The sequence below is a fragment of the Allochromatium palmeri genome (assembly GCF_009720725.1).
GTDB lineage: Bacteria > Pseudomonadota > Gammaproteobacteria > Chromatiales > Chromatiaceae > Thermochromatium > Thermochromatium palmeri.
The window spans coordinates 56938-68879 of the sequence record NZ_WNKT01000010.1 but is presented as its reverse complement, the minus strand read 5'-3'; the positions used below and the strand labels follow the sequence as shown (position 1 = coordinate 68879).

The window sequence follows — 11942 nt, the reverse complement described above, 5'->3', positions numbered from 1 at the left end:
GAGAAGGAACTGCAATGGCTCAGTTGTTTTTGAGCCGTTACCGAGGGTCTCAGGCGAAACGCCGCCGCTCACCGGTCCCGACGACGTTCTCGGCACAGCGTCCGCAGAGTTCAGGATGCTCTGCATTGATGCCCACATCGGCGCGATGGTGCCAGCAGCGCACGCATTTGGCGTGCTCGGAGGCGCTGACGCGCACCGCCAGTCCATCCAGCTCAGTCGCAACGGCATCCTCGGGTTTCTCTGCCAGCGGATGCAGGCGCGTCTCGGAGACGATGAGCGCAAAACGTAGCTCGTCATCAAGCCGGCCCAGGATGTCGAGCAGCGCCTCCGAACAATAGAGATCCAGCTCAGCATCGAGCGATGAACCGATGGCTCCGCCCTTGCGCGCCGTCTCCAGCGCCGGACCGATCGCCAGCCGGGTGGCGATCACCTGCTCCCAGAAGGCGCGATCCATCGCGTCACCGGCATCAAGCGCGAACAGCCCCGCATACCAGGTCTCAGTGAACAGGGTCTCGGCGCGCTCGCCGGGGATCGCCGCCCAGATCTCATCGGCGGTGAAGCTCAGGATCGGCGCCAGCCAGCGGCTCATGGCCTCGATGATGTGATACATCGCCGTCTGGCACGAGCGACGCGGCAGGCTGTCGGCCGGGGTGGTGTACTGACGATCCTTGATGACGTCGAGATAGAACCCGCCCAGGTCGACCACGCAGAACTGCTGCACCTTCTGATAGATCAGATGGAACTGATAGTCGCGATAGGCGGCAATCACCTCCTGTTGCAGCCGCTGCGCGCGGTCGACAGCCCAGCGGTCGAGTTCGATCATCTCGGACGGCGCAACACAGTTGACCGCCGGATCGAAGCCTTCCAGATTGGCGAGCAGGAAGCGCGCGGTGTTGCGGAGGCGCCGGTAGGCATCCGCTGTGCGCTTGAGGATCTCATCGGAAACGTTCATCTCGCCGCGATAGTCGGTCGCCGCCACCCACAACCGGATGATGTCGGCGCCGAGCGTCTTCATCACGTCCTGCGGGCTGACCACGTTGCCCTTGGACTTCGACATTTTCTCGCCCTTGGCATCGACCGTGAAGCCGTGGGTGAGCACCTGACGGTAGGGCGCGCGCCCGTGCATGGCCACCGAGGTCATGAGCGAGGACTGGAACCAGCCGCGATGCTGGTCCGAGCCTTCCAGATAGAGATCAGCCGGCATGCTCAGTCCGTCGCGATGTTCCAGCACACAGGCATGGGTCACGCCCGAGTCGAACCAGACGTCCAGGGTGTCATGCACCTTGTCGTAGAGCGCGCCCTCGTCGGCGAGCAGATCGGCCGGCTCCAGCGCGAACCAGGCCTCGATGCCGTGTTTCTCGACCCGCTTGGCCACCAGCTCAATCAGCTCACCGGTGCGCGGATGCAGCTCGCCGGTCTCCTTGTGGATGAACAGCGGAATCGGCGCGCCCCAGGTCCGCTGGCGCGAGATGCACCAATCGGGACGGCCGCGCACCATGCCCTCGATGCGACTCTGGCCCCAATCCGGCATCCAGCGCACCCCTTCGATCTCGCGCAGGGCGGTGTCGCGCAGCCCCTGCTTGTCCATGCTGATGAACCACTGTGGCGTGGCGCGGAAGATGATCGGCGTCTTGTGGCGCCAGCAGTGCGGGTAGCTGTGGTTGAAGCGCGTCTCCAGCAGCAGCGCACCGTGTTGCTTGAGCACCTCGACGACGTGCTCGTTGGCTTTGAACACGTTCTCGCCCTCGAACAGCGGGGTGCCGGGCAGGAAGCGCCCGTCGCCGCCGACTGGGTTATCGACCTCCAGACCATAGCGTTGGCCGACGAGATAGTCCTCCAGACCATGACCGGGCGCGGTATGGACGGCACCGGTACCGGCGTCCAGCGTCACATGCTCACCGACGATGATTGGCACCTCGCGCTCATAGAAGGGATGGCGCAGCTTGACCCCTTCGAAGTCGATGCCGCGTCCGTAGCCGACGACCCGATACTCCTGGACGCTCCAGCGGTCCATGGTGTCCTTGAGCAGTCCCTCGGCGACCAGCAGCCGCTCGCGGCCCTGCTCGGTGACGGCCTCGACGATGACATAGTCGAGTTCGGCATTGAGCGCGACGGCTTGGTTGGCGGGCAGGGTCCAGGGCGTGGTGGTCCAGATCACGACCGAAACCGGACCCTCGCCGCAGCCGTTGGGTGAACCGTGACAGCGCAGTTCGAGCACCGCCGGATCGACCACCGCAAAGCGCACGTCGATGGCGATCGACTGCTTATCGGCATACTCGACCTCGGCCTCGGCCAGCGCCGAGCCGCAGTCGACACACCAGTGCACCGGCTTCTCGCCTTTCTGCAGGTGCCCGTTGGCGATGATGCGCCCGAGCGAGCGGATGATTTCGGCCTCGAAGCCGAAGTCCATGGTTAGATAAGGCCGCTCCCAATCGCCGAGTACGCCGAGCCGCTTGAAGTCGGTACGCTGCTTATCGACCTGCTTGGCGGCATAGTCGCGGCAGGCGACCCGGAACTCGGCGGCACTGATCTTGTGCCCCGGCTTGCCGTGCTTCTTCTCGACCTGCAACTCGATCGGCAAACCGTGGCAGTCCCAGCCGGGCACGTAGGGCGCATCGAAGCCGTCGAGCGTGCGCGACTTGACGATGATGTCCTTCAAGACCTTGTTGACGGCATGACCGATGTGGATCTCGCCATTGGCGTAGGGCGGGCCGTCGTGCAGGATGAAGGTCGGCGCCCCGGCACGCGCGGCACGGATGTGGCCATAGACGTCGAGCGTCTGCCAGCGCTTGAGCATCTCAGGCTCACGCTGGGCAAGGTTGGCCTTCATGGCAAAATTGGTTTTGGGGAGGTTGAGTGTGGGCTTGTAGTCGGTCACTTGGGTTCGATCCTGGAGAGACATGTCAGGCCGGGCGCGGCTTAATGGTGCAAGCTACAAGTGAGCCGGCGGAGAATCAAGCCGCGCGTAACGAGACGTGCGACCATGGAACCGTTATAGAATCACGCTCAGCATCGCCCGCCGAGGTTTGCGAGGCCGGAGCACGCACGCTAACCCAAGCCTATCAGCCAGGACGCGGTTTGACACGTGAACGAAAAGATTCTCGACAAGACTCAGCTACGCATCGGTCTGTTTGTGATGCTCGACCTGCCGTGGATGAGCCATCCGTTCTTGACGAACAACTTCAAGATCCGCAATCAGCGTCAATTGAGCATCCTGCACCAGCTCGACATCGAGCAGGTCAAAGTCGATCTGGATCGCAGCGACGCCTTCTCCGAAGCGGAGCTGGACGAGACGGTGGCGTTCGATGAAACCGAGCCTTCGGAGAGTGGCGATGATCTCAAGTCGACGCTCTGGGCCGAGAAGACCGAACGCATCCGCCGCCTGAAGCAGCGTCGCTCGCGTCTGAACCAATGCGCCAAATCGTATGTTCAGAAGGTGGGCATGGCGCGCAAACTCATGGCGCATCTGCGCTCCTCGCCCGCGCAGGCCGCCGAGGAAGCCGGCGAACTGGTCGATGGCATGGTCGCGGATCTGACCGAGGACGCCGAGACGACGGTGCAGCTGGTCAATCTCAAGCATCAGGACGAGAACAGCTACAACCATGCCATCAATGTCTCAGCCCTGGCGCTGGTGCTCGGGCGCAAGCTCGAACTCGACCAGGGACAGTTGCGTCTGCTCGGTCAGGGCGGACTCTTCCATGACCTGGGACACTTGAAGATCCCGGCCCAGATCCTGATGAAGAAGGAACCGCTCACCGACCCCGAACGGCGTTTCTATGAGCAGCATCCGCGTTATGGTGCCGAGATCGCCCGTCAGATCGGTACACTTCCAGTCGGTGTCATCGAGATCATTGCCAAGCATCACGAGTATCTGGATGGGAGTGGCTATCCCGGGGGACTGCATGCCAACGACCTCGGACTGCTGACGCGCATCCTGACCGTGGTCAACCGCTACGACAATCTCTGCAACGGCTTCGGCGGTGAGCGCGGTCTCTCGCCGCATCAGGCCGTCTCGCGCATGTATTCCAAGGAGCGTCAATGCTACGACCCCAAGGTCTTGTCAACCTTTATCACCAACCTGGGCGTCTATCCGCCCGGTACCGTGGTCAAGCTGAATGACGAGCGCATCGCTGTGGTCATCTCGATCAACGCCGATGATCTGCTCAAGCCCAATGTGCTGGTCTATTCCGAAGACATCCCCTCCGAGGAGGCACTGGTGCTGGACCTGATCGAGGAAGGGATCGCGATTCGCGAGAGTCTGCACCGCTCCGAGCTGACCCAGACCCAGATCGAATACCTCAACCTCTCCGACAAGCTCAGTTATTACTTCCAGGGTGCCAAGGGTCGCGCGGGGCGCTGAGGTCGATGCCCGAAAAGATCACACGCCCGTGATTCCATTTGATAGTCTTGGCGGTCTTTCCCGAATCCGGCTCGGGAATCAGCGTCCACATTGAGAACAGGTCCCGTCGATCATGATGCGTCTGCTGTTTGTATCAATCCTGACAATCGCTTTCGCCGCTCAGATCCAGGCGGCCGATCAATCGCTCGACGTCCCGTTGCCGGGCAAGCGCTCGATGGTGCGCGTTGGGGCCATTCCCAACCCGGTGACTGAGTCTGCGCGCACGAGTGCTCAGGTGCTCTTCGAGGGTTTGAACGCTAAGGATCCCGCTCAGGTCGCGCGCGCGATCGAAGCGATCGAGGCGCATCGTCAGGAGGAGGTCGCCGGCGGCAATAGCTCGGCCCTGATCTGGCTCGCGCAGGCCTGGCTGCGCGTCAATGAGGTCGGCTGGGAGGCAGCACGTCCTGAGTCCAAGCTGGAACGCGCCTATTTCGACGTCTTCCTCGGCGAGGACGCCAAGCAACTGAAGGAATATCTCCAGCGCAAGTATCGCGTGGGCGACTACACACCTAGCGATCCTGAGTCACACCTCGACCGGCTCACCTTCCTCGATGATCTGCTGCTGTTCAACAACCCGGCGCGTTCACAATGGGACGCGACTGAGCGGGTCGTCGAGATCATCGCCGGACTTAAACCCCAGGCGCGTCGGGTGATCGATCTCGGGGCGGGTTTCGGCTACTTCTCGACCCGGATCGCCGCGGCGCTGGGGCCGGAGGCGGTCGTCTATGCCGCCGATACCGAAGAAACCTATGTCGCACAGCTCAAGACCTTCGTCGAGCAGTACGATTTCAGCGGTGTGCAGCCGGTCCTGTCCAAACCCAACGACATCGTCGTGCGCGAGCCGACCGATCTGGTGTTCATCGCCTCGCTCTACCATGTGCTCTATGCCTGGAGCCAGCCGAGCGAGCGCGATGCCTTCATGGAGACTCTGCACCAGACATTGCGTCCGGGCGGCTATCTGGTCGTGCTCGACAATCGCGACCATGAGGGCGCCTCGCTGCACAATGCCTATGTGGACCGCGAATTCGTCCAGGCCCAGCTTTATCATTATGGTTTTGAGCTGGTGTCGAGCGAGGATCTGTCGCCCTATCGCTATCTGCTGGTACTGCGCAAAGCGGCACCCCAGGCGCCCAAGCCGCCGATCTACAGCCTGGCGCCCGGGCAGGATTCGATCCGGGTCAGCGACTCGAACTCGGTGATCCATATCGGCAGTCTCGACTCCTTCGACATCACGCCCTCCGGCATCGCCGCCGCTCGGTTGATGCTCAAGGCGCTCAATGATTCGGATCTGGAAGCAGCGCGTCAGGCGATCAGCCTGTACGACAAGATCATTCCGAATGAGAACTTCGGCGGCGAATACACCGCCCTGCAATGGATCGCCCAGTATCTGGCCGCGACCGAGGACGAGCGGCGCGAGCTGACGCGCGATCCGCTCGTTGCTGAGTTCATCGCCTATCTGGCCCAGGACGACTACGCCAACCTCAAGTTCTATGTCGCCCGAAAATACAAGCTGGCGGCAACCGCGCTTCCGGTCGAGGACGTGACCGACGAGAAGACGCGCGAGATTGGCATCATCCGCCGTCAGGCGCTCGAAGACTTCATCCTCTTCAACAATCCGAAGCGTGATGAGTGGGAGCAGTCGCCCAAGATCATGGAGCGTCTGCCGCTGAAGGCCGGCGATCGGGTGGTCGACATCGGCAGCGGTCCGGGCTTCTACAGCTTCAAGTTCGCCGAGCGTGTCGGGCCGACAGGTCAGGTGCTGGCCTTCGATACCAAGGATTCACACATCGAGTATCTCAATGGGCTGGCCGCTAAATGGGGGCTGAAGCAGGTCGTCGGTGCGGTCTCGGCCACCGATGGCTTCGAGATTCCGGAGCCGGGCACGGCTGACATGGTCTTCATGTGCTCGCTCTATCACATCATCTATGGCGTGTCCTCCCAGGCCGAGCGTGATGGCATGATCGCCAGTATCCGCAAGGCGCTGAAACCCGATGGACGTCTGGTGGTCGTAGACAACGGGCCGGTCGAGACCGGTCTGTTGCCCTATCATGGCCCCTATATGCGCCAGGAACTGATTGCCTCGCAGTTGCAGGCCTATGGTTTCAAGCTCGAATCCAGCGAGCAGGTCATTCCACAGCGTTATCTGATGGTGTTCTCGCGCTGAATGCCGCGGCGCTTGCATCCAAGACAAACCTGGCGTTTGAATTCACACCGGAGTTTCCAGTCATGAAGTCACTACAGTCGGCGCTGATCCTGAGTGCCAGCGCCCTGGTTCTGTCGCTCGTTGCGATTGGGCTGCAAGTTTCGCCCTTGCACAAACATGAGGACGATCGCGCCGCATTCAGCGCCGCTCAGGAATCGTCGGTCGAGGGCGTTCGGACCGTTCGCTCGGAGATACCCGCGCCTGCCAGCGAGGTCACCGCCGGTGCGACCACCGAGCGTCTGCTCGACGCGCAGGCCGGACGTATCGAGGAGTTGGAGCGTCGACTCGCCCAGATCACGCGCGTGATGCGGGCCTCCGGACTCGACGCGGCCGCTCCGCTCTTGAGTGGACCGCCCGGTAGCGAGCCGCTGTTGACGACACTCGGCGAGCAATACGCCACACGCGCGCGTTTCGAGGAAAACCGTCAGCGTCTGGGCGAGCGCGCCGCCGCGATGCGCGAGCGTGATCTGGAGACCTATGGCCAGAGCGACTTCCAGCGTCTCACCGAACTCAGCCAGCAGGCGCGCCCAAAGCGCGGTAACGAGACCCAGGCCGAGCGTGCCGAGCGCGAGTCGGCGCTCAACAGTCTTATGACTAACTATCCCGAGTCCTGGGCCACCAGCGTGGCAATCGCCGAGCAGGCACTCGACGCGGCCATGAACCGCAACACCCAGAGCGCCGAGCAGTACTACGAGTCGCTCGTCAGCACCTCGCCGCATAGCGAGGTCGTCACCGAACAGGGGATCGACGCCATCCCGACGCTCCAGACCTATCTGGCCCGCCAGTACATCCAGGAAGGACGCACCGCCGAGGCTTCGGCGATCCTCGATGCGCTGAGCACCCAGTCCGATCGTCTCATCATCGAACCCAACGCCATGGGCGAACCGACCACCCAACCCGTGAGCGAAATCGTGAACGACCTGCGCGAGCGTCTGAGCACGGGCCAGTAGCGTTTGCAGCGATAACGTCACAATCCATAATGAAATCCGTATGCATTCTTTGGCTACAGTGAGTCCTGTGAGGGCGAAGCGCGTTCCATCCGCCATGGAGCGCCCATGACCCTGGAACTGATCGGCATCCTCGCCGCCCTCGGCTCGGCGGCGACCTGGGCGGTTGGCGCGCTGCTGCTGAAGCCCTTCGCCGAGCGTCTGCCGGCCATGGCGCTGGCCTTTGCCAAGGGTGTCTTTGGGCTGGGCGTGCTGGGTCTGCTGATCCTGATGATCGGTCCCACGAGCCTGAGCTGGACGACAGCCGCTGTGCTCTTCTTCAGCGGCGTGCTGGGAATCGGGGTCGCCGATACGCTCTTTTTCAAGTCCCTGCGCGAGCTGTCGTCGCATACCGTGGTTCAGCTCATGCTGCTGGGTCAGGTGGCGACCATCGCCATGGCCGTGGTGTTTCTGGGTGAGTCATTGGTCTGGTTGCAATGGCTGGGCGTGGCGCTGGTGATTCTCGGCGTGGCCATCGTGCTGATGGCTCCCGAGGACAGTGCGGCGGAGGGGACGGACGCCAATGTGCGCGCGACCCGACGCGGCGTGCTCTTTGGTCTGGGGTCGGTACTGGCGATGGCCGTCTCGGTCACCATGGCCAAGGGCGCGCTCGACGAGGCCGACGCACTCACGGCGACCTGGCTGCGGATCGCCGGCGGCGTGGTGTCGCTCTTTGTCTTTGCGCCGCTGTTCTATATTGGACGTGGCAACTGGCTGAGTCCGATTCTGTCCGACTGGCATCTGGCGATCCGCTTCTGTCTGATCGCGACCTTCGTGACCCTGGGCGGATTTTTCCTGTCGCTGCTGGCGATGAAACTGACGCCCCTGGCGATCGCCAACACGCTGCTGTCGACCGAGCCGCTGTTCGTGCTCCTGATCATGGCGCTGTTCTATCAGGAGACGCCCAGCGCCCGGCGCTTGACGGGGAGCCTGCTCGGCCTCGCGGGCGTGGCGATCATCTCGGCCAGAATATTTTTGAATTGAAGCGCGTCCATGAGGTTTGTCGTCGTATGAAGACCGTCGAGTCCATCCAGCCGCTTGACCCACGCGAACTCTGTGCGCGGATCCAGGCCAACGAGGCCTTCGCCGAGTCGGTCAAGGCCGCTCTCAATGTACGCGGCCAGGCGCAGGAGGCGCTGTTCGAAATCGCGCGCACGGCGCGGCTCCGGGGTTTTCCCGACCGGCGCGCCGAAGTGCGCAGCGTCATCGAGATCTCCAATATCTGCAAGCAGCGCTGCAACTATTGCAACATCGGCTGTGAAGAGACACAGAAGTATGTCATTCCGAGCGATGATCTGGTCGAGATCGCGGCTTTTCTCTATCGCGAGCGCGGTCGGCGCGTACTGCTGCTGCAATCGGGTGAGAACAAGGACCGGCGCTTCGTGGCCAATGTCATTCGCGCCTGCGCCCGCATCAAGGACCGCCTGCCCGATATCCAGTTGATCGGCTGCATCGGCAACCTCAGCCGCGAACAGTACCGCGAGATGCGCGAGGCGGGCGTCGATCGCTATCTGCTCAAGATCGAGGCCTCGAATCCCGCGCTCTACGAAGCGGCCAAGCCGCACGACACCTGGAGCGAACGGCGTCAGTGTCTCGATGACCTGCTCGAACTCGGCTTCATGGTCGGCAGCGGCATCATCGTCGGTCTGCCCGGACAAACCGAGGACGACCTGGTCGGCGATCTGCGCTTCCTGAGCGGCCTGGATCTGGACATGGTCAGCGCCTCGGTCTTCATCCCCGGTCATGGCACCGTCTATGAGCATGAGCCGCGCGGCGATGTCGAGACGACGCTCAACTTCATGGCGTTGCTGCGGATCCTGAATCCGAACGCGCTCATGCCGACCACCAGTTCGCTGGAGAAGCTCAAGGCCGATGGTCAGTATCTCGGACTCATGGCCGGTGCCAACACCCTGACCATCCATGACGGGACGCCCCAGGCGTTTCAGCATCTGTTCCCGATCTATGACGACACCCGCTATCGGCCGAACGACGACCATCTGCGCGCCATCGCCGAGCGTGCGGGCCTGGTCGTTCCTGCTTGAATCGAGGTGAGTAGAGTGATGAACGACATGCGCATCAAAACCGATGAACCCTTGAGTTCCGTGCATCGTGAGAGCCTGGATGCCCGTGTCCGGGACTTCGAGCGCTTTCGCGAACTGGGATTGATCGCGAAATCGGGCGATTTCTTCCCCTCGGTCCACTATCCGCCGATCACCATGTATCCCGAGGCCGAGGAAGAGGAGCTGCTCGGCGACTATGTGCTGCCGCCGGATGGGCTGTTCGATATCTATCTGCACCTGCCGTTCTGCGAGCAGCGCTGTCTCTTCTGTCACTATCCGGTGAAGTTCGGCAAGTTCGGCGACACGGCCCACGACGAGACCGAGCGCTATCTGGCCGCGCTCGAACGCGAGATGGATCTGTTCCGCCACCGGCTCGGCATCGAACGGTTCCAGGCGCGTTCGATTCTGGTCGGCGGCGGTACGCCGACTCTGCTGACACCGGCACAGTTGGACCGGATGCTGACCGGCTTCAAGGAACGGGTCGACTGCTCGCGCGTCACCCAGTTCAACTTCGACGTCGACCCCGGCACCCTGACCGACCAGCATGGCGCCGAGCGCCGGCGCATCCTGCGCGAGCATGGCGTCGACCGGCTCACCATCGGCGTGCAGTCGCTCGACAACGAGATCCTGCGCAAGATGCACCGTCCGCATGACGTCAAGACGGCGCTAGCCTCGATCGAAGCCTGTCAGGCCGATGGCTTCCAGCTCAACATCGAGTTCATCTTCGGCTATCCGGGCCAGACCCTGGACGCCTGGATGCGCATGATCGACGAGGCCGCACGTCTGGGTGTCGATGAAATCCAGCTCTATCGGCTCAAGATCGATTCCTACGGTGATGACCAGGGGCCGATCAACAAGATCGTGCAGTTGCGCCCCGACGAGCTGCCGCCGTTCGAGGAAGCGATCCGCATGAAGCAGGCGGCCATCGAAATTCTGGCCGAGCATGGCTATAAAGAAAATCTGCGGCGCGTCTTCTCTAGGGAGCCGGAGAAATATTCACACTATGCGCACAACCAGTGCTGTCAGCTCTACGATCAGGTCGGTTTCGGTCTGACCGCCTTCAGCAGTCTGCGCGACCGCTTCCTGCTCAACACCCAGACCTTCGAGGACTACTATCGGCGCATCGATTCGGGCCGACTGCCGGTCAATCGCGGTATCAAGCGCAGTGCCGAGGAACAGAAACGCTGGGCGGTGGTGCTGCCGCTCAAGAACCGCGATGTCGACAAGGCCCAGTATCGGTCGTTGACCGGACTCGATTTCGAGCAGGCCTTTCCCGAACTCTGGGAGCGGCTCCAGGCCGAGGGGCTGGTCGAGGACAAGGGCGGCTTCGCGGGTCTGACCCGCAAGGGTGCCTTCTTCGCCGATGAGGTCTGTCACCAGTTCCATGCGCGTTCCTACATTCCATTCGAGCCGGATGAGTATGCTCAGGGTCCGCTCAATCCCTATCGCGCACGCCAGGACTCAGTCGAGGCTTGAGACGGATGGTTGTGAAGCACTTTTCGATCAGACGCGCGCGCTTGAGTGCGGTCGCCTTGCTGGCTCTGCTGGGGCTGGCGATCTGTGGTCAGGGTTGCGCCGAGGATCCATCGCGACCGTCCGAACCCCAGCGCCCGCCCGGTCCGCCGCGCGCGGCCATTGACGCCTGTCTCTACAAGGCGGCTTCGGCGACCTGCTATTTCGAGGACGGCGTGCATGCAATCACGGGAACCTGCCAGGAGCGGGGGCGTGGCTGGGTGTGCGTGCCGGATCGCGCGCCGCCGGATGGGCGTGCGATGCCAGGCGAGTCGAGCACGGTCGGTTTCGGCCCTGGAAAGGCCGCAAGTGGTTCACCCGATCGCGCCCCCAGACCGCCACGCGAAGCCTTCGACGCCTGTCTGGATCGTGCCCCGGGTTCGGCCTGCCTGATCCAGACGCCACGCGGCGAGATCGCGGGACGCTGCTCAACGCAACGCCAAGGTCTCGCCTGCATCCCGAGCGATCCGGGCCATCGTCCAGGCGAGGAGGGCGGGGCGGGGACCGGTCTGCGTTGATATGTCCGGTGTGGTGAGAGGCTGACCTGGAACAGTGGGGTACGCACAGCGTACCCCACGGCTATCCGTCACGGGCGAGGTGGCGGTAACAGCAACGGCAGGATCTGAGGAATGATACCCGCCGGGCCAGGATTGGGCGGCGGAGCTGGGCGTGGCCCCGGGCCGGATCCTGGGTAGAAACCGGGGCCACCCGGACCTCTGTAACCACCGGGCGGATACGGATTACCTCCACCCGGACCTCTGAAGTTTTGCGGCCCATTCCCT

General features: G+C 62.7%; 8 protein-coding genes. 7 read left to right on the top strand and 1 reads right to left on the bottom strand.

Going from position 1 to position 11942, the window contains the following annotated elements:
• Positions 1–49 precede the first annotated feature (49 nt).
• Positions 50–2878 carry an isoleucine--tRNA ligase gene (gene ileS / locus GJ668_RS06935; RefSeq protein WP_186342939.1) on the bottom strand — a complete coding sequence of 943 codons (2829 nt, stop codon included), beginning with the start codon at positions 2876–2878 and terminating at the stop codon, positions 50–52.
• Positions 2879–3085: 207 nt separating this feature from the next.
• Here ileS and GJ668_RS06930 point away from each other — a divergent pair, with 207 nt between their 5' ends.
• The 7 genes from GJ668_RS06930 to GJ668_RS06900 all read left to right on the top strand — a co-directional run bounded on the left by GJ668_RS06930 (position 3086) and on the right by GJ668_RS06900 (position 11678).
• Positions 3086–4360 carry an HD domain-containing phosphohydrolase gene (locus GJ668_RS06930; RefSeq protein ID WP_186342938.1) on the top strand — a complete coding sequence of 425 codons (1275 nt, stop codon included), beginning with the start codon at positions 3086–3088 and terminating at the stop codon, positions 4358–4360.
• Between the two features lie 112 nt (positions 4361–4472).
• Positions 4473–6563, top strand: coding sequence for a methyltransferase domain-containing protein (locus GJ668_RS06925; protein ID WP_155449417.1), 2091 nt, complete (start codon positions 4473–4475; stop codon positions 6561–6563).
• Between the two features lie 62 nt (positions 6564–6625).
• Positions 6626–7552 carry a hypothetical protein gene (locus GJ668_RS06920; RefSeq protein ID WP_155449416.1) on the top strand — a complete coding sequence of 309 codons (927 nt, stop codon included), beginning with the start codon at positions 6626–6628 and terminating at the stop codon, positions 7550–7552.
• Positions 7553–7657: 105 nt separating this feature from the next.
• Positions 7658–8572, top strand: coding sequence for a DMT family transporter (locus GJ668_RS06915; RefSeq protein ID WP_155449415.1), 915 nt, complete (start codon positions 7658–7660; stop codon positions 8570–8572).
• A gap of 26 nt (positions 8573–8598) precedes the next feature.
• On the top strand, positions 8599–9630 hold the full coding sequence (locus tag GJ668_RS06910) for a biotin synthase BioB (protein ID WP_155449414.1): 1032 nt from the start codon (positions 8599–8601) through the stop codon (positions 9628–9630).
• Between the two features lie 27 nt (positions 9631–9657).
• Entirely contained in the window at positions 9658–11124 is a 1467-nt protein-coding gene (locus GJ668_RS06905) for a coproporphyrinogen-III oxidase family protein (RefSeq protein WP_246194670.1), read from the top strand.
• An 11-nt stretch (positions 11125–11135) separates the two neighbouring features.
• Positions 11136–11678: a hypothetical protein gene (locus tag GJ668_RS06900; RefSeq protein ID WP_155449412.1), complete on the top strand. Its 543-nt coding sequence runs from the start codon at positions 11136–11138 to the stop codon at positions 11676–11678.
• Positions 11679–11942 lie beyond the last annotated feature (264 nt).

Coding starts and splice junctions, on each gene's coding strand:
- GJ668_RS06925 (WP_155449417.1), top strand. CDS start 4,473: ATGATGCGTCTGCTGTTTGTATCAATCCTGACAATCGCTTTCGCCGCT.
- GJ668_RS06920 (WP_155449416.1), top strand. CDS start 6,626: ATGAAGTCACTACAGTCGGCGCTGATCCTGAGTGCCAGCGCCCTGGTT.
- GJ668_RS06915 (WP_155449415.1), top strand. CDS start 7,658: ATGACCCTGGAACTGATCGGCATCCTCGCCGCCCTCGGCTCGGCGGCG.
- GJ668_RS06910 (WP_155449414.1), top strand. CDS start 8,599: ATGAAGACCGTCGAGTCCATCCAGCCGCTTGACCCACGCGAACTCTGT.
- GJ668_RS06905 (WP_246194670.1), top strand. CDS start 9,658: ATGCGCATCAAAACCGATGAACCCTTGAGTTCCGTGCATCGTGAGAGC.